This is a genomic window from Nostoc sp. TCL240-02, from assembly GCF_013343235.1.
GTDB lineage: Bacteria > Cyanobacteriota > Cyanobacteriia > Cyanobacteriales > Nostocaceae > Nostoc.
In genome coordinates this window covers 2032301-2050057 of sequence record NZ_CP040094.1, presented here as the reverse complement: position 1 = coordinate 2050057, position 17757 = coordinate 2032301, and the positions used below count along the sequence as shown (strand labels likewise).

Below are 17757 nucleotides of genomic sequence, written 5' to 3'. Positions count from 1 at the left end.
TGGTAAGTCCTTGAGTCTGCAATTGCTGTCTTTTTACAACTTGGAAAACAATATATTTAACCCTTCGGTCATCGTGGGATGAGTCAAAATACCATCACGCAGAACGGTGTAGGGCATCTGAGCTTGCATCACCATCTGCACTGTTGAAATCACTTCACCTGCTTCATGACACAACAGAGAACACCCAAGAATACGACCTGTATCTGCATCCACGATCGCCTTCAGCAGTCCATCGGTTTGACCCAGTGTTCTTGCCCTGGGAACGGCTGACGCATCGACCTTTGCCACGCGGATGGCATATCCTTGTTGCCGTGCTTCAGTTTCAGTCAAACCCACATGTGCCAGTTCTGGATCGATGAACAGACAAGATGGAACCAGGCGATCGCTTGTACTCCGGTTGCCCCCATCAATTAAATTAGCTTTGATAATGCGATAATCGTCGAGCGATATATGGGTGTATTGTGGGCCGCCATTGATATCGCCTAACGCCCAAATCCCCGGAATGTTCGTCTCTAAACGATCGCTAACTTGAATAAATCCCCGTGTATCGGTTGCCACACCAGCAGCAGCTAAATTTAAGCTCTCGGTATTGGGCGCACGACCAACGGCGACGAGCAAATGCGAACCCTGGAGGCTGAGGGAGCGATCGCCAACTTGGATTTGCAGGATGGTTTCATTACCAGTGCGATCAACCCTCAACACCTTCGCCTTTAGCAAAAATTCAATACCATCTTGTTCTAGCAGTGTTTGAACTGCGATCGCTATATCTGGATCTTGCGGTGACAGGATTTGCTCACTTTGCCCAATGACAGTAACACCAGAGCCAAAGCGCCGAAACATCTGGGCAAACTCTAAACCAATATAGCCACTACCGAGAACGAGCAGGTGTTCAGGCAGGTATTCTAGCTCCATAATCGACTCACTCGTTAAAAACTCAACTTCTGTGAGTCCGGGAATGGATGGAATTAACGGTCGTGTGCCTGTATTAATAAATAAGCGTTCGGCGGTAAGTAAGCGATTATTTCCCTCAGCCGTCGTTACTGTGATCGTTTTGGGAGCAACAAACCTTGCTTCGCCAATGATCAAGTTGTTATGGAGAGCCGTTTCTAGATTGTGCAAATTCATTTCCCGCGCAGATTGCACAACCGCTCGTTTTCGTTGGATCACCTCTGCTAAATTAACGATGGGTGTATTAGCTTTAACACCATAAGCGGCACTGTTTCGCACTGTGTTTGCCACATTAGCACTTGCCACCATAGTTTTAGTAGGAATGCAGGCAATATTAATGCACCCACCACCAATCATGTTTAAGCTGCGTTCAACCAGAGCGGTTTTACGTCCGTCAGCAACTAACGCTGGTGCTAGTGTTTTACCCGCTTTGCCGCCACCGATAATAATGTCGTCATAGTGTTGAGTGTCCACTTCCATATCCTTTGAGTTTGTTGAAGTCAAATATTGTTACATTTATGCTAGATAAGTTGTACAGTTCTGTGTTAGCTTGCGATCGCCTTTGGCGCTGTGCTCCGGGTGATCGCTAAAGATGTTGGCTGTGAAATACCACCTGCGGCTTTAATTAAATCGGCAGCTTTTTCGCCGATCATAATAGTGGGTGCATTCGTATTTCCGGTAGTGATTGTTGGCATGATGGATGCATCCACGACACGTAACCCCTCAACCCCATGTACCTGCAGTTCTGGGTCTACAACTGCCATTGGATCAGTACCCATTTTGCAGGTGCCGACTGGATGATACACCGTATTGCAAACTTCTCGAACATAAGCAACGAGTGCTTCATCGCTCTGCTTATCTTTACCAGGAGCGACTTCCTCACCGCGAAATTCATCAAAGGCACTTGTATGGAACAAATCACGCATTAATTTAATCCCAGCAACGAGCTTCTGCACATCGGCTTCACTTTGCAGATAGTTTAGCCGAATCATCGGTGTATCTTGGGGGTCGGATGAACGCAAACTGACACTTCCAATGTTTTGGGGATGGGTCAAACAGACTAGACTTGTGAATCCTAAACCAGAGTGAGCATACCCAGAGGGTGCAAACACAATTGGGCCGAAGAGAAACTGTAAATCTGGTGCAGCATCCACATTACCCTGGGTATGCAAAAACAAACTAGCTTCCGCAATACTACTGGTGCTGGCAGTGTGTAAATCCTTAGTTGCTTCGTATACCACGGGTACGACAGGGTGATCCTGAAGATTTTGACCGACACCTGGCAACTCAACTACTACCGGAATTCCTAATGCTTGCAGGTGTTCTGCATTCCCAATGCCAGAAAGCATCAGCAGCTTAGGCGAATCGAACGCGCCAGCACTTAAAATTACTTCCTGGTTAACCCTGACTTGATGCAGTGTTCCCTCGTGCAGGTATTCCACCCCAACGGTATGCGTGTCCTCAAACAACAATCGAGTCACCAAAGCTTTTGTGATTACAGTCAAATTAGGACGCTGAAGAATGGGTAAGAGGAAAGCGGCTGCGGTGCTGTGACGCTTACCATCCTTGATTGTCAACTGATAGAGTCCTGCACCTGACTGCTGTATCCCATTGGCATCAGGATTATGGGGATATCCCATTGCCACTGCTGCATCGACAAAACGTTGGGATACCACAGCAGGGGCAATGAGATCGGTCACGCTCAATTCCCCGTTAACCCCGTGGTATTCGGACGCGCCGCGTTGCTGATGCTCGGATTTCTTGAAATAAGGCAGTACATCCTGGTAACTCCAGCCGGGATTCCCCAATGACTGCCAGTGGTCATAATCGTAATGATTGCCCCGCATATAAATCATGAAATTAATCGAACTGCTGCCACCCAAAACTTTGCCACGAGGACAAAAGATTTGGCGATCGTTGAGGTATGGTTCTGGCTCACAGAAGTATGCCCAGTCTACTTCGGAGCCGAGTAAGCTGAGGCATTCTGCCGGGATTTGAATCTCCGGTTTAGTATCTGGGTTGCCAGCTTCGAGTAATAACATGGTTGTTTCACTGTTTTCTGTGAGACGGTTGGCGACTACACAACCTGCCGAACCTGCACCAATTACAATGTAGTCATATTGAGTCATGACATCCTCCTTTTCGGTTGTTTGTATTGGAATGCTGATTAATTTCCCTGTTTGAGAAAGTCCAGCAGTACAGGGTTAACTTCATCATTGTTTGCATGAGTGTTGTAGAATTAACGAGTTTGACGTTAGTGCATTGCTGCTACAACTTCGTCTGTAGAAAGGACTGCATTGGCGATATACCCAAAGTTGATCAGTGCTGCCTTATAGCCGTCACCCAGTTGCGGATGCCGAGGGGCTGCTGTTGCATCCTTGACAACAAGAACCTCAAATCCCTGTTCGAGCAATTCGCGTAGGTGAGCTTCAACACAAAGATTTGCCAACATTCCGAGTAGAATAACTTTGCTGATGTTGCGTTTACGCAGTTGCAAAACGAGATCGTTGGTTTGCGGCCCATAGACTTTGTGAGGGCTGGCCACAATCGTCTTGCCATCCTCAATGAAGGGCTTATAACGATCAAGCCAGTCAGCACCCGATCCCAGGAATCCATCGAGGCTCAACGCGCCACGGCGATCGAACTCCTTAACCTCAAGCATCATTTGCTCTAGGTTTCCGGCAAATTTCCAATTATGGTCGGTGGGGTAGTAATAATGAGGGGAGATAAAAACCTCGAATTCATTCTGCTTTGCGGCTTTGAAGATTCGCTCGATGTTCTCGACGGTCTTGTTATCTTTAACACTCTCACCCACCAAATCCCAGGAAACCCCTTTTTCACTCAAGACATCGTTTTGCGGATCGATGATGACTATTGCGGTGTCATTCCTGTTGATGTTCATGGTTTTCTCCTTGCTTGTTGATTTTCACCCTTCTCTTTCTTAAAAACCACCCGCGATATGCAGCGTTTTTCCAGTGATTCAGAATTAGAATGCTTGGTTGCTAGAGCGATCGCGGTGGGCAATTATCTGGCAGTAGTCGCCCCATTTCAGACTTTGACACCACTGTCTAAATGCTGTTTCAAAAACGCCAAAGTGCAACAGTTTCTATTTCAAATCCTGACGACGACTTTGTTCCTGGAAGTAGTCGCGCCAGCTTTCGGGTAAGGCTTCAAGTTGAGCAGCTTGGTGAAGTAACTCTGGATTGTTCTGCTCACGAGTATAAAGCTGAGTGATATTAGCAACAGTAATATTGTTGTCATCCCGGCTCACCAACTCTAAAGTATCTCCGGCTCCGACTTCGCCCTCTTGCAAAACACGAAAGTAAAATCCGGTTCGACGACTTGCAAGAAATCGTTTAATGATATCAGGTCGTCCAAACCGAATTCCAAGTTTGTAACAGGGTAGGCGAGGTTGTGTCACCATCAGTTTTACACTGCCGATATGAAAGCGATCGCCAATGTTCAGTTCTTCTTCTCTGAGTCCAGTAGTCGTGAAATTTTCACCAAAGATGCCTAGAGGTAGTTCTATATCAGGCAATTCACCTCGCCAGTAATCGTAATGCTCAAACGGATAGACATAGACTGCTTTATCTGCTCCGCCATGAACGGTGAGATCGGCTTGTCCATCACCGTCTAAATTGAGCGATCGCAGCATGACGCGATCGTTAACTGGTTCTTTAAAAATTCCAGTGCTAACTATTTTCCCTTTCCAGTTCACTTTACGCGGCAGTCCGACGTTTACAGAGATGAGTTTCATGTGAATTTTAAATTGGGTTAATACTCAAATATCTAAAATTAAATCAAAAAATAAGTTAATTAAAGGAGTGCTTGATGGATTAAAGGTGCAATGATAGCGATGTTTTTCACCAACTCATCAGAGAGAGAAAATCGCTGTTTTAAGTAATTGGGATCGTTGTAACTTACCCATGTCTTACCGTCAGTCGCTTCCCATGCCAGTACTTTCAGAGGTAAATCTAGGGCGATCGTTGGTTCTGCCACCATGAGGGGAGTTCCAGCTTTCGGGTTGCCAAACAACAACAATTGCGTCGGAAGTAGGCTAAGTCCGACTTTTTCGGCTTCAGCCTGTTGATCGATGCGGGCAAAGATGGTGATGTCTTTTGCTTGAAGGATGGCTAAAAAGCGATCGATAGTTTCATTCACTGCATACGGGCTGATCTGGTTGATGATGCCGTTGTTTGCATTCATAGCAGTGGACTCCTTGCAGGATAAAAACTGAGTAATATTTTCTTTTCATTGCTTCAGTTTCTCAAAGATTGAGGTCGGACAATCCGGGATGATCGTCAGGACGACGACCTAGTATCCAGTGGTATTTGCGTTCGCGTAGCGTCTCCTTCGGAGAATCGCTCTCCGAAATTGGCAGATCGTTGATACTGGCAATACGCCATCGCATGAATCCATGTTCGTCAAACTCCCAATTTTCATTGCCGTAAGAACGAAACCAGTTGCCAGAATCATCATGCCATTCGTAAGCAAACCGGACAGCAATTCGGTTGTCTTGAAAAGCCCAAAGCTCTTTGATTAGACGGTAGTCCAATTCTTTAAGCCACTTACGGGTCAAGAACTGGACGATCGCCTCACGACCAGATAGAAATTCTGATCGGTTGCGCCAAATGCTATCAACCGTGTAAGCGAGTGATACTATTTCAGGGTTACGTGTGTTCCAAGCATCTTCTGCGATTCTGACTTTTTGGATAGCGGATTCACGATCGAAAGGCGGCAGGGGTAGTCGAGGATTTTCGGCGTTGGTCATAGTATGACAGTGTAAAATGGCGATCGCATCAACATAATTAAATTAAAATTAAGTCCGTGGCGAGCTAATTAAAACCAGTTTGATACAGTTCAATAACCACGCGATCGACTGCTTCTTTACTAGAGGGATAATTGACAACTACGGCTGCCAGATGTTTGGCAATTGAAGCACCAATTCCTTTAGATGCCCCCGTCAAAAGAAGCAGGGGGCAGGGGGCAGGGGGCAGGGGGGAGGGGGGAAACTGAGACGGAGAGCTTCAAGCTTCAGACTCCGCCCCAGTAAGAGCGCCCTAAAAGGGCGGGGCTTGTACCCATGTTCCGCTCCGCTTCACGGCTTCTCTGCGAGACGCTGCGCGAACGGGGCAGGGATTGCTCCCCCAGCTAAGAGTCCCATGCCCGTCCGCCTCTTCGGTCACAACTGCGATTTTTCCATCTAGTTTTTTCATGATGATTTCTTAGGATCGGGCAGGGTGAACTTCACAGTTTCGCTGGTGATTACTTTGTGCATAGGGTCAGCTAGTTCGATCAGCACCTTGTGTACACCAGGTTCCAGTCCCACCAGAATGATCGTTTCCCCACTGGCATCGACAAAGTGCCACGGCGCGTCGTCAACGGTGATGTGGATATGACCGATGCGCGGCGATACTTGGAGGGCACCCTTGCCGAACACCGGCAACACGCGCAGGTTCTCTGTCCGGTACTGGATAAAGACGCGGCCCTGGGCCAGTGGTTCGGGAAGCGGTGGATCGACAATCAGCTTGGCTGGTGCTTCGTTTTCGATAGCAATCAATGGTGATGGGCCGCGAATGTCCTTGGCGCTCTGGACTGCAATTTCTCCGTCTAGTTTTTTCATGATGGTGAGTTCTATGGTTGTTGACGTTACTTCATTGCTTTTACAACTTCATCCGTGGACAGATTTGCACTGAAACGAGGCTTAATTGCAACTGCGGTAAAAGAAACGGCGTTGCTGAATGAAAGTATGATTTTTTTCACGCAGAGGCGCAGAGAGTAAGAGCTTGAGAAATTGAATTTTGAATTTTCATACCTCAATTCAGCAACGCCAAAGAAACGATCGCTTGCTATTGCAGATATTTCTTCAGTTCGGCGGCTGCATGGACAAAAAGAGAACGAACTGCCGGAACCTCGGCTAAACCATTCAGCAGTCCGAAGTCATGAATCATGCCGTTGTAACGCACGGTTGTCACTTTTACCCCAGCTTCATCTAGCTTGCGTCCATAGGCCTCGCCTCCATCACGCAAGATATCACTTTCTGCAACCTGAATTAACGCCGGAGGCAATCCTTTCAATTGCTCAACAGTAGCCTGTAGCGGAGAGGCATAAATTTCTTTGCGTTTTTCTAGGTCTGTGGTGTAGAGGTCATACATCCACTTCATCAAAGATGTGGTTAGGAAACGTTTCTCGCCAAATTGTTGATAAGAATCCGTTTCAAAACTAGCGTCTACAATGGGCCACATCAGGATTTGCAACTTAATCTGCGGGCCACCTTTCGCTTTCGCCATCAAAGTGGTTACAGCCGTCATGTTACCGCCGACACTGTTTCCGACTACTGCCAGATTTTTGCCATCAACATTAATCTCCTCACCATGCTCGGCTACCCATTTGGTAGCGGCATATATCTCATTGACAGCCTGCGGATACTGAGCATCTGGAGTTCGAGTGTAGTTGACAAAGACAGCCGCAAAACCTGAAAGCACGACGAGATCCCGAACCATGCGTTTGTGCGTTGGATAATCGCCCAGCACCCAACCGCCACCGTGAATAAAGATGAAAACAGGCAATGTGCCTTTGACACTTTCAGGTCGCACGATGTTTAGCGTGATCGAATACCCATCAACGCTAATCGTCTTCTCAGACTCATCAATGCCTGAAAGATCAACTTTAACGTCAGCCTGTGCATTCACTAGGACTTGACGCGCTTCGAGTGGAGGTAATGTCTCTAAGGGCGCACCACCCGAATTCAGTAATTTTAAAAATGCCTTCACTTCCCTGGAAAGACGCGGATCGTCTGCAACTTCCAAAACTTTCACTGCTTGCGAGTTTGCTTGACTAATCATAAATCCTCCTTGGATTTATAGATGGTAGATAATCTTTTGAAGTGGCACTGTCAAGTTAACTGGCTTGACCGAATAATTACTAATTCGTAATTCGTAATTCGTAATTAATGGTATAAGCCTCTCAATTTATTGATGGAAATAAAAAACATAATTCCTTTTTTTCAAGCCCCCGACTTCAGTTGTGGGGTAAAAATTACGAATTACGTTAGCGACACGAGAAAGCGAGTCCGCGATAGCGAAGCGGTAGCGACACAGGAGCGTCGCGTCATTATCCATTACGAATTATTTTGATGTCCTCTTTCACAACGTGAGTTGTAATAAAGCGACGGATATGGTCTGCGATCGCATCTCCTTCCTCTTCTAGGGCAAAATGTCCGGTATCGAGTAAATGCAACTCAACGTCTTTTAGGTCGCGCTTGTAGGGATGAGCGCCTTCTGGGGGGAAGATGTAGTCATTCTTACCCCAAACAATCAGGGTTGGTGGCTGATATTTGCGAAAATACTCCTGCCATTGCGGATATAGTGGTGGATTCGTGCCATAGCTATACAGCAGCGCCAGCTGAATCTCATCGTTTCCTGGGCGATCGAGGAACATTTGATCCATATTCCAGGTATCAGGGCTGATTGCTTCTAAATTGCGAACGCCGTTGGTATATTGCCATTTCGTGGCTTCCAAGTTGACAAGGTGTTTAAGCTTGTCAGCATTTTTAGGCGATCGCTCTTGCCAGTAAGCCTTGAGAGGTTCCCAAAATTCGCGCAGACCTTCTTCGTAGGCATTCCCGTTTTGGACGATGAGTGCTTCCACTCGCTCTGGATATTTAGCCGCAATTCGATAGCCAATGGGAGCGCCATAATCCATCACGTAAAGGCTATATTTATTGAGATCGATCGCGGTAATAAATTTCTCCACGATCTGGGCTAGGCGATCAAATGTGTAATCAAACTCATTCACGGTTGGCATTGAACTGTTGCCGTAACCTGGATAATCGGGTGCAACTAGATGGAAGCGATCGCCAAGTGCAGACATCAGATTGCGGAACATGTGAGATGAGGTGGGGAAGCCGTGCAACAGCAGAATTGTCGGATTACTGCGGGAACCAGCTTCTCGATAAAAAATATCTAAACCATCGATCGAAACTGTACGATATGTGGTCATGACTTTATTCAGTGTAAGGTTATATAGCAATACAGTTCCGAATGAGCAACAAAACCCTCATGTAGAGACGCGATGAATCGCGTCTTGAAAGACAGGAGCTTCATCAATCACTCCTCACGTTTGATCTGCACGATCCTGGTTCTGAAATGAGGTTTGCAGATGGGCTTCTAAAAACCACAACCGCTTGTCTATCGCTCGTGAAATCTCAATAAAGAGATCGTTGGTATCCATGTCACCCAAATTATTTGTTTTTTCAATGTTTTGGCGGAGGGATTTGGCGTAAATTGCCAAGCGATCGCTAAGTGCAATGATATGCTCCATACCATCAACAGCATCGAAAGGATATTCAGGCAGTTCCGATTCTTTGGCAGCAATCCGGGCAGTTCCCAGTGCTTTTCCCCCCAATGTTGCGATGCGTTCGGCAATCAAATCAATAAATTCTTCAACTTCGGAAGCAAGTTCATCAAACAGTAGATGCAATTGGTAAAAATCTTTACCTTTGACATTCCAGTGAGCGTATTTGATCTGGGTCTTCAAGTCGATCGCAGTTGCCAAGCTTTGATTGAGTAAGATATTTACTTGCGATCGGATTTCTCCGGGAATATCAATTCGGGTTGAATAAACGAACGATTTAGTATCATTTTCCTTGGTTGTTGCAGCCATAAGTTCTACTTCCAATATGTTGTTTTGTAATGAGTAAATGTTTAGGGAAACACGAGTAAGGAGCATCGGTGAGAGGTTACGGAACCACACCGGGGCTGATGGCATTGACGCGAATCTTGCGCTCTTTGAGGTCGAGTGTCCAGTTACGGGCAAAGGATCGCACGGCGGCTTTGGTCGCGCTGTAAACGCTGAACGCTGGAGTACCTTTATTTAATCGAAGTGATTGAGGCATTGAGGATAATCGATGAACCCTCTGGCATCAAAGGCAGTGCTTTTTGTACAGTGAAGAGTAAACCCTTGACATTGGTATTAAAGGTCTTATAGAAATGCTCCTCGGTAATCGAGCCAAGTGGAGCAAGTTCGCCGCTTCCAGCGTTAGCAAAGAGGATATCGAGGTGTCCTTTCTCTTGCTTAATCGTAGTGTAAAGGCGATCGATATCTGCGAGATTTGACACATCACTCTGAACAGCAGTGACATTTTCTCCAATTTTCTTCACCGCAGCATCAAGTTCGTTTTGCCGACGACCAGTGATAAACACGTAAGCCCCCTCTTCTACAAATCGCTGGGCTGTCGCTAGTCCGATCCCACTGTTACCACCTGTGACTAGTGCAATCTTACCTGTAAGTTTACCCACCATAAAACTTCTCCATTTGTGTGAATTTTGTATTGATGTTTGCGTTCAATGGATTAGACAGTTACGCAATCTGTCTTGTTCTATGGGAAACTATGAAAATCGCTGAACGCTATTGCTTATTTGCTGCGATCGCCTTCAAGAGTCAAAAGAGGCAGGGGAGCAGGGAGCAGGGAGCAAGGGGAAAACTGAGACGGAGCTTGTACTCTCGGTTTGCGTAAGAGCGCCTTAGAAAGGCGGGGCTTCATACGTATGTTCCGATCCTCTCCACGGCTCCGGGACTCTTCTCTTGCTCCCTAAGCTTTGAACCCCCTGTCCCTCCGCTTCTTCGGTGACGCTACTTGAGACTTGCAACGAGGTCGGTCACTTGACGTTGAGCCTCTGCGCTCAGTGAATCAAAGTCGTCTAAGAAGAATTGACGTTCTAGCGTTAACTTCCGGGTATTGAGTAACCCTTCGATCTGCCAACCTTCGTCGCCTTTCGTTATGACGTATAGTGGCAGCGAATCTCGTGACGGTGAAGTTTCGGTTTGTCCGGGCAGTATTACCCTGATAACTACGAGCATGAGCGCGAGTTGCGAGTTCACGAAGCGGACAAAATCCACCTCACCCTCCAGGCGTGTTCCTTTGACAACCGTGTCGAACGCTTGCTGATGAAATGCAGCGATTTCTTTTCGACCCTTGAGATGCGTGCCCTCGAACGTGATGAAATCGGCAGTTTCGCTGAACGGGGCAGCGAAGCCTTCGCCGCTACCTCGATTCCAAGCATCAATCATCTGGCGATGGAAAGCACGGATTGCCGACTCGTCAGCAGTAGTGGTGGTTTGAGTTGTTTGTAAATTCATAGTTTTGAGTTTTCCTTTTAAGTGATAGACCAGTTCTCAAGCGTCTCATTGGTTCGCAGGACTTGGCTCACTAAAAAATCGTTAAATTGGGATTACTTCACAGAGCCGTGCTTGCTGCTTTAATCACTTTGGCAACCTCTTTTGGATGAGAGATAAAAGGAACATGACTGGAGTTAACTTCGCTTGTCTTAGCACCAATCCGTTTAGCCATAAATCGTTGAAGTTCAGGGTTGATGGCGCGATCGCTTTGAGTCACGATAAACCAGGAAGGAATCGTTTTCCATGCGATTTCATTCAGTGATTGCTCAAACGCGGCGCTGGCGATCGGCTTTTGGGTTGCTGCCATTACTCGCGCCTCAGCCTTCGATATGTCCTGGGCAAAAAATTCGTGAAACTTCCCGCGATCGATATAGAGAAAGTTTGCAGCATCAGACACGATCGCCGTATTAATCGGAGGTGCTGCGTACCTTTTATTCAAATCACTCGTCTTTTCACCGACATCTGGTGCAAAAGCATTAACATAAACCAAAGCTTTCACCTGTGGATTGCCAGCTGCTGCACCCGTGATCACATTTCCACCATAGGAATGTCCAACCACAACAACGGAACCTTTTTGATTATTAATCACCCGCTTCGTCGTTGCCACATCATCAGCAAGCGAGGTGAGCGGAATCTGCACAGCAGTCACTCTGTAGCCATCCTGCTCCAACAATGGAATAACGTGTTGCCATGATGTACCATCAGCATAAGCCCCATGAACGAGAACGATCGCAGGTTTAGAGTTGGACGCTTGAGGTAATTCCTTGGAAGTGGCTGATGTTGGATGCATTGATATCCCAACGACAACACTTAATGCAAATAACCACAGCAACAATTTTTTAACTTTTTTCCATGTAAAAACTATCATGGCGATCGCCTTTGTATTCTTGCTAAATTGCTCAAATCTCTGGTTCTTGTCGTCCGTATAGAAATTATGGAATACTCCCCGGTGAAATACTTGTTGGGATAAGAATCCAAAACCTTAATTATTTGCAGCAACAATGGCTGCCATTATCTGTTTAACAGTCCAGCGATTGCTATACCGAATTCCATTAATAAACAGTGCTGGGGCAGATGTTACTCCACTGTGTAATCCACTTTCAATATCTTCATTGATGCAATCGATGTACACTTTTTTAGATATATCTTGTAGAAATTGGGAAATATCAAGTCCTAGATTATTGGCGTACTCCACCAGATAGCCATTTCCCAACTCTTGTTGATGGTCGAACAGCATTTTATGCATTGGCCAAAATTGACCTTGGACAGCAGCCGCTTCAGTTGCTTCAGCCGCACGTTGAGCATGAGAATGAATCTCTATCTGTGGAAAATGACGGAAGATGAAACACAAATAATTCTCCCCCAAAGAAATACTAAGCTGTCGCCCAATGACTTTAATCAGCCTGTAAACGTCCGCACTTTGAGAACATTCATAGTCCCCATACATCACAAGCACTACTGTGGCATTCAGCACACCTTTTATGCGATCTTGTGTTGAAGGTGGGACGAATAACAAACTGCGGTCAGGGTCAAAAGTCACTGATACCTCCGACGGTCGTATGCTCGTCGCCAGCGTTGAGTATGCAACCCTCTTTCTACTTTCTTTGTGTAAAACAAACATTGATTGCAACTAAGTTGCAATCAATGTTTGCCTGAATTAAATATATGCAATTAACTCTAACTTGTCGTCCCCTAAAAGTTGAAACTTTTACTCAATAGAGTGATTGATAAATCAGTCCATCTCAAAATGGAAGGTTGGCTCCAACTAAAGTTGGAATCTACATTTCAACTAAAGTAAAAATACACCTGCCCAGGCAATGGAATTCGCGGCTATACAGACAAAACCCACCTGCGTGGGTTTAAAATTCTTTGAGTCCGCGTGGTGCGCGTTCGCAAAGCGTCTCGCAGAGAAGCGCAGTAGGCGGACTTGGTTTGTGTAGCCGCAATTTCTAATTGCCTGTTATATTTGCAAAAGTTGAGATGCTCCCCTTGCGCCTTTATTGCATCGACCTGCGCCTTTGTTGCATCGACCTGCACCTTTATTGCATTGACCTGCACCTTTGTTGCATCGACCTGCACCTTTGTTGCATCGACCTGCACCTTTGTTGCATCGACCTGCACCTTTGTTGCATCGACCTGCAAAAATTAACTTAATTTAGATTACGTAGTAACTTTAAAAGATTTGTGTGTACATGGTAGCCTTAACCTGACTTTTCACGTTATGTAAAAAACCTTATGAAAGACCTAACCCCCTTCCCGCGTCGGGAAGGGGGAAAATTCAAAGTCTCTCTCCTTGTAGGAGCTACGGTGTACACACAAGTCTTTGAGAGTGGCCTCATAGGCTTTTGATCCCCCCAACCCCCCTTAAAAAAGGGGGCAAAAGTCTCTTAAAGTCCCCCAATTTATCGGGGTATTTAGGGGGATCTCCAACGATTTTGGGTTTCTACAGAGATGTGTGTACACCGTAGCCTTGTAGGAGAGAGATTTAGAGAGAGGTTTTCCAGATACCGTGAAAAGTCAGAGCTTTAACAAGGGAAAATTTAATTGTATAGATATCTATTGCAAAATTGATATTACAAGTTGACAATCCCTCGTTTAACAGCAATAATCACGGCTTGAGTGCGATCGCTAACTCCCAATTTACTCAAAATTCGATTAACGTGAGATTTAACGGTGCTTTCACCGATACTCAAAGTACTGCTAATTTCTAAATTACTCATTCCTTGCGCCATTAAACGGAGTACATCTAGCTCTCGCTCACTCAGTTCTGGATTGCTCATCCTCTGCACTAGTTTTGCCCCTACTTCGGGTGGAATATACTGCTGACCGCGATGAATTGTGCGAATGGCACTCAGAAGTTCGTTGGGTTTAGCATCTTTGAGCAAATATCCTTTAGCGCCTGCGTGCAATCCGCGATAAATATCTTCATCACCATCGTAGGTAGTTAGCACAACAATTCGGGCAGCTTTAAATTCAGCACAAATAGCAGTAATGGCTTCAACTCCTGCCATCTGGGGCATTCGTAAATCCATTAGCGTTACATCTGGTTGGTATTGACGAAAAAGCGCGATCGCCTTTTGTCCATCTTCTGCTTGAGCAATCACCGTCATCTCTGGGTCACGGTTAATGATGGTTGTCAATCCTTGCCTGACAATGGAGTGATCGTCAACAATCAGAACCCGAATATTCGTTGATTGGCTCATAATTATTCAGAATTAGAAATTAAGTTACTACACATTGCCTTTATAACCAGTGCATTTTTAACAAAGTTTAGGGGTTTAATTCCCCTGCCTCTACAGGCAGAAAGTGTTGTGATGGGGATGGGCTAGCGTATCGTGAATTTCTCGCGCCATGCGGTTGCGTTCTTCCAGAATTGAGGCTTGCTCGGCGCGTTTTTGTTCGCGCAGTGCAGCGTTTCGCTGTTCGCTAATGTCTGTCATTAGACTGTAGAATCCTCTCACTTGAGTATTGCGATCGCCATCGGGGATCAAGGTAGCACTGATGCACCTTTTACCCAGTGAAAAGGGAATTTCTGCTTCCAGAGTTACAGTTTGACCTTCAAATACTTGATTGATATACGGCTCAACCCGTTGATAAACCGTCTCACCCAGAAGTTCATGAACAGATTTGCCCAAAATCTCATCTCGACTAAGGTTAAACCAAACCTCATAAGTACGGTTAACAAACCGATAGCGCTGATTTGTATCCACGTAGCTGATAAGAACTGGTAGAGCGTCGGTGATTAGTCGTAATTCTTGTTCGCGTAAGCGAAGCTTGTCGTAGACATCGCGCAGTGCGGCTTCGCTTTTTTGTAAAGCGGAAGTTCGTTCTGCTACCTGTTGCTCTAGAGTGCGGTTGTAATTGGCTAAGAGGTGTTCTGCTTGTTTGCGTTCTGTGATGTCTTGAAAAGCTCCGATCGCATGTCTCCGTTGGCGCAGCCTCCCGCAGGGAAGGAGACTCGCTCTGGTGTAAATGCCCCAGATGCCAATTGATTTTCTAGATATAACACCCCCACTAGCTTACTTTGATTGAGCAGAGGTAAACATAAGATTGATTGAGTTTGATTGTGTTGAATATATGACTCATTAATAAAATTACCTTCACGAGTAGCATCATTTAAAATGACACATTCATGAGTACGAATCACATAATTAATAATTGATTCAGGAAGATAATTTGTAGTTGGGATAGATTGTAGGACTTGCGTAGCACAGACTTGCTCACCATCATTCAGTTCACAAGCAGCTTCGATCGCCCATTCTCCTGAGTTTTCCAAAAGCAGACATCCGTTTTGTGCGCCTGCATTCTCAATTAATATCTGCATCAGAGAACTGAGCAACTGATCCAGTTCAATCTTACTCGAAATCGCAAGGGAAGCTTTCATCACCGTCGCTAAGTCGAAAGCGATATGTGAGGTATTAGAGTTAGTTCCAGCAGTGATGCGGATTTGCGTGGAAGCCATGCCCGACGATTGAGGAAATAGCTGGGGATAGCGACTTTCTAAATCTTTCACCTTTGCAGATGCTCCCCATCGTTCATAGCAGTAATGTGCTTCCTTCATGTAAGTTTGGGCGATTTTTTCTCTACCTCTTGCCAAATAATGTTTAGCAGCTAATTCATAAGCTAATGCTTCTTCTTGCAAATACTCGTTGTCTTTGGCCCCAAGAATTGCTTGCTCGTAGAATTCTTCTGCCTCAAGCAACTGACCCAAAACTCGTGCAGTTTCTGATTGCACTAAATGATATTTATGCAAATGATTCATGGGCGCATAATGTGCCCATTGCTTTATTTTATCCTGGCTAACCGCAATTTTTTCGAAGATTTTCTCTTGCGCTTGAGCGCTGCTTTCAGGGTATGTTACGAGTCTTGTCAAAGCATCATATAGGTAGTAAAAAGGCGCAATAGGTGTACCTGTTATTCGGATTAAATAACGTTCTGCTATGATTGAGTTTTCAACTGCCTGAGCATACTCAGAAAATAGGTAGCACAAGAAAAGTTTATTAAAATAGACATCAAAGATTGCAGTTCCATCATTTGCTGCTTCGTGTTGTGGCAATCCATTCTCCTCATTGTAGAATTTGCCAACTAAACGGGTTGGGTTGACCGAGTATCCCATTAAATTTGCGATCGCCTGGTGAAATGTTTGATTCCAGGTTAGTGCTGTTTCCTGTTTGATTTGACCAAGTGCTTCATTATATGCCGCCATTTCGCGTTCAACCTCCACGAGTTCGTTTCCGACAACATAGGAGTTAAAGCAATAAGAGCGAGCGCCATAGGCGGCAAACTCTAAATCCCCGGTTTCTAGCCAACTTTGATAGACTTCTAGTAATGGTTGTAATGTGTCTCTCAGATGATCTTTCCAATGAATAATGAAGGTATTCACGATGAGCGATGTTCTAGCTCTGAGTGAATGGGACTTAGGTTGTGACAACTGCCTTAAAGCTAACTGTCCAAACTCGTAGCCAGTCTCGATATCTTCGACCTTTCCACACAGAATTAATCCAAAGTTGGCATAAGCAAAGGAAGACGCAAAGGAATTTCCATGCTCGAATGATAAGCTGACTTGTTTAGATACCAATAAGACCATTAAATCAGGAGCGGCAATCCAGGCCGTAATCGTAATTCTAGATAAGATTCGCATTGCTGCTAATTTGTCTGGCTCGGTCATTTCCGGCAAATGGATCAAGTCTTTAATCTGTTTCTCACTAAAGAGTGATGCGATCGCATCTAGCTCAAGCTGAATGTCTGACTGAGTTGGCGTTTCAGGAAAACTGATTCCTAGTTGCTGCAAAACTTGCAATCCAGTGTTGATTGCTTCTAATGGCTGGTTCTGCGCGATGTTAGTTTGAATTTTGACTTCGTAAACTTTCACGATGTCAAAAATGGTTTTGGCTGATTGTAGAACGATCGCCGCCCAGTGTTCTACCTGCTCAAAATCGCCACACAAGTACGCGACTTCTGTTGTTTCTAAATATAACTCTAATGTCAGGTCATAGTTTGTTTGCCAGCTAGAAGCTGCTAGCCAAACTCTTGCTGTGGCTAAATATTTTTGAGCCATACTATAGGCAATCGCAGCCTTTGCTTTCTGTCCGGCGATTAAATTTAATCTAGCAATTTCATTGCGTTCAGGTTGATCTGCAACAAGCTCAATTCCATGATTAAGATGATCGACAATTTCAAACAGTCGGTCTGATAGTCGCTCCGGCAAAGTTTTTCCAAGAATATTACGACCAATTTGGAGATGAACAACTTTTTTGTGCGACTCATCGATTAATTTGTATGAGGCTTGCTGCACGCGGTCGTACAGAAACTTATATTCTTGAATTAACAAGTTTTCATTTAATTCAGATAGTGGTTGAATTAATCCAACTTGTATGGCTGTTAGTAAATCTTGAAAACCCGTTTCAGGTGGTTGATCACAAACAATCGATAGCGTATCTAAATTAAATTCAGCACCGATGCAAGCAGCTAACCGGAGAATTTTCTGTGTATTCTCTGGCAGTTTCTTCAACTTAATCAGCATCAACTCCACAACATTATCAGTGATGTTTTGGGCTTGGATCTGAGCTATGTTCCACTGCCAACTTAAATGTTCTGAATCAAAGGTCAACAAATTTTCGCTAGACAACG

At 45.2% G+C, this 17757-nt stretch carries 20 protein-coding genes; all 20 read right to left on the bottom strand.

From position 1 onward, the window contains the following. Positions 1–33: 33 nt before the first annotated feature. The 20 genes from FBB35_RS08880 to FBB35_RS08795 all read right to left on the bottom strand — a co-directional run bounded on the left by FBB35_RS08880 (position 34) and on the right by FBB35_RS08795 (position 17755). A complete protein-coding gene (locus tag FBB35_RS08880; RefSeq protein ID WP_174709326.1) occupies positions 34–1428 on the bottom strand; it encodes a mercuric reductase in 1395 nt (464 codons plus the stop codon). 65 nt (positions 1429–1493) lie between these two features. Continuing rightward, positions 1494–3077 carry a GMC family oxidoreductase gene (locus FBB35_RS08875; RefSeq protein ID WP_174709325.1) on the bottom strand — a complete coding sequence of 528 codons (1584 nt, stop codon included), beginning with the start codon at positions 3075–3077 and terminating at the stop codon, positions 1494–1496. A 125-nt stretch (positions 3078–3202) separates the two neighbouring features. Continuing rightward, complete coding sequence (locus tag FBB35_RS08870; protein WP_174709324.1) at positions 3203–3850, bottom strand: cysteine hydrolase; 648 nt, start codon at positions 3848–3850, stop codon at positions 3203–3205. A gap of 204 nt (positions 3851–4054) precedes the next feature. Continuing rightward, positions 4055–4705, bottom strand: a complete 651-nt coding sequence (locus FBB35_RS08865) for an MOSC domain-containing protein (protein ID WP_174709323.1) — start codon at positions 4703–4705, stop codon at positions 4055–4057. A 59-nt stretch (positions 4706–4764) separates the two neighbouring features. Next, entirely contained in the window at positions 4765–5154 is a 390-nt protein-coding gene (locus FBB35_RS08860; protein WP_174709322.1) for a DUF302 domain-containing protein, read from the bottom strand. 61 nt (positions 5155–5215) lie between these two features. Next, positions 5216–5719 carry a nuclear transport factor 2 family protein gene (locus FBB35_RS08855; protein WP_174709321.1) on the bottom strand — a complete coding sequence of 168 codons (504 nt, stop codon included), beginning with the start codon at positions 5717–5719 and terminating at the stop codon, positions 5216–5218. Between the two features lie 64 nt (positions 5720–5783). Next, positions 5784–5915 (bottom strand): hypothetical protein, encoded by a 132-nt coding sequence (locus tag FBB35_RS35425; RefSeq protein ID WP_302480961.1) that lies wholly within the window; start codon positions 5913–5915, stop codon positions 5784–5786. Positions 5916–6160: 245 nt separating this feature from the next. Further along, the gene (locus tag FBB35_RS08850; protein ID WP_174709320.1) at positions 6161–6571 is read right to left on the bottom strand and encodes a DUF6130 family protein; all 411 of its coding nucleotides are present in this window, start codon (positions 6569–6571) and stop codon (positions 6161–6163) included. Positions 6572–6797: 226 nt separating this feature from the next. Next, on the bottom strand, positions 6798–7544 hold the full coding sequence (locus tag FBB35_RS08845) for an alpha/beta hydrolase (protein WP_217481704.1): 747 nt from the start codon (positions 7542–7544) through the stop codon (positions 6798–6800). A 517-nt stretch (positions 7545–8061) separates the two neighbouring features. Next, complete coding sequence (locus tag FBB35_RS08840; RefSeq protein WP_174709318.1) at positions 8062–8949, bottom strand: alpha/beta fold hydrolase; 888 nt, start codon at positions 8947–8949, stop codon at positions 8062–8064. A gap of 114 nt (positions 8950–9063) precedes the next feature. Continuing rightward, positions 9064–9612 carry a DNA starvation/stationary phase protection protein Dps gene (dps, locus tag FBB35_RS08835; RefSeq protein ID WP_174709317.1) on the bottom strand — a complete coding sequence of 183 codons (549 nt, stop codon included), beginning with the start codon at positions 9610–9612 and terminating at the stop codon, positions 9064–9066. A 76-nt stretch (positions 9613–9688) separates the two neighbouring features. Then, the gene (locus FBB35_RS34520; protein ID WP_254625887.1) at positions 9689–9844 is read right to left on the bottom strand and encodes an SDR family oxidoreductase; all 156 of its coding nucleotides are present in this window, start codon (positions 9842–9844) and stop codon (positions 9689–9691) included. After that, the gene (locus tag FBB35_RS08830) at positions 9819–10250 is read right to left on the bottom strand and encodes an SDR family NAD(P)-dependent oxidoreductase (RefSeq protein ID WP_254625886.1); all 432 of its coding nucleotides are present in this window, start codon (positions 10248–10250) and stop codon (positions 9819–9821) included. The genes FBB35_RS34520 and FBB35_RS08830 overlap by 26 nt, the downstream gene beginning before the upstream one ends. Positions 10251–10581: 331 nt before the next feature. After that, positions 10582–11088, bottom strand: coding sequence for an SgcJ/EcaC family oxidoreductase (locus FBB35_RS08825; RefSeq protein WP_174709290.1), 507 nt, complete (start codon positions 11086–11088; stop codon positions 10582–10584). Positions 11089–11185: 97 nt separating this feature from the next. Beyond that, complete coding sequence (locus tag FBB35_RS08820; protein WP_174709316.1) at positions 11186–11995, bottom strand: alpha/beta fold hydrolase; 810 nt, start codon at positions 11993–11995, stop codon at positions 11186–11188. Between the two features lie 114 nt (positions 11996–12109). Then, a complete protein-coding gene (locus FBB35_RS08815; RefSeq protein ID WP_254625885.1) occupies positions 12110–12667 on the bottom strand; it encodes a DsbA family protein in 558 nt (185 codons plus the stop codon). Positions 12668–12957: 290 nt separating this feature from the next. After that, a complete protein-coding gene (locus FBB35_RS08810) occupies positions 12958–13269 on the bottom strand; it encodes a hypothetical protein (protein WP_174709314.1) in 312 nt (103 codons plus the stop codon). Positions 13270–13700: 431 nt separating this feature from the next. Next, the gene (locus FBB35_RS08805; RefSeq protein ID WP_174709313.1) at positions 13701–14330 is read right to left on the bottom strand and encodes a response regulator transcription factor; all 630 of its coding nucleotides are present in this window, start codon (positions 14328–14330) and stop codon (positions 13701–13703) included. 90 nt (positions 14331–14420) lie between these two features. Then, a complete protein-coding gene (locus tag FBB35_RS08800; protein ID WP_174709312.1) occupies positions 14421–14837 on the bottom strand; it encodes a PAS domain-containing protein in 417 nt (138 codons plus the stop codon). Positions 14838–14992: 155 nt separating this feature from the next. Further along, positions 14993–17755, bottom strand: a complete 2763-nt coding sequence (locus FBB35_RS08795) for a GAF domain-containing protein (protein WP_174709311.1) — start codon at positions 17753–17755, stop codon at positions 14993–14995. Positions 17756–17757: the final 2 nt, after the last annotated feature.

Excerpts from the sequence above, each read along its gene's own strand:
- FBB35_RS08860 (WP_174709322.1), bottom strand. The coding sequence starts at position 5,154 with ATGAATGCAAACAACGGCATCATCAACCAGATCAGCCCGTATGCAGTG.
- dps (WP_174709317.1), bottom strand. The coding sequence starts at position 9,612 with ATGGCTGCAACAACCAAGGAAAATGATACTAAATCGTTCGTTTATTCA.
- FBB35_RS08880 (WP_174709326.1), bottom strand. The coding sequence starts at position 1,428 with ATGGAAGTGGACACTCAACACTATGACGACATTATTATCGGTGGCGGC.
- FBB35_RS08840 (WP_174709318.1), bottom strand. The coding sequence starts at position 8,949 with ATGACCACATATCGTACAGTTTCGATCGATGGTTTAGATATTTTTTAT.
- FBB35_RS08850 (WP_174709320.1), bottom strand. The coding sequence starts at position 6,571 with ATGAAAAAACTAGACGGAGAAATTGCAGTCCAGAGCGCCAAGGACATT.
- FBB35_RS08825 (WP_174709290.1), bottom strand. The coding sequence starts at position 11,088 with ATGAATTTACAAACAACTCAAACCACCACTACTGCTGACGAGTCGGCA.
- FBB35_RS08805 (WP_174709313.1), bottom strand. The coding sequence starts at position 14,330 with ATGAGCCAATCAACGAATATTCGGGTTCTGATTGTTGACGATCACTCC.
- FBB35_RS08865 (WP_174709323.1), bottom strand. The coding sequence starts at position 4,705 with ATGAAACTCATCTCTGTAAACGTCGGACTGCCGCGTAAAGTGAACTGG.
- FBB35_RS08870 (WP_174709324.1), bottom strand. The coding sequence starts at position 3,850 with ATGAACATCAACAGGAATGACACCGCAATAGTCATCATCGATCCGCAA.
- FBB35_RS34520 (WP_254625887.1), bottom strand. The coding sequence starts at position 9,844 with ATGCCTCAATCACTTCGATTAAATAAAGGTACTCCAGCGTTCAGCGTT.
- FBB35_RS08830 (WP_254625886.1), bottom strand. The coding sequence starts at position 10,250 with ATGGTGGGTAAACTTACAGGTAAGATTGCACTAGTCACAGGTGGTAAC.
- FBB35_RS08855 (WP_174709321.1), bottom strand. The coding sequence starts at position 5,719 with ATGACCAACGCCGAAAATCCTCGACTACCCCTGCCGCCTTTCGATCGT.
- FBB35_RS08875 (WP_174709325.1), bottom strand. The coding sequence starts at position 3,077 with ATGACTCAATATGACTACATTGTAATTGGTGCAGGTTCGGCAGGTTGT.
- FBB35_RS08820 (WP_174709316.1), bottom strand. The coding sequence starts at position 11,995 with ATGATAGTTTTTACATGGAAAAAAGTTAAAAAATTGTTGCTGTGGTTA.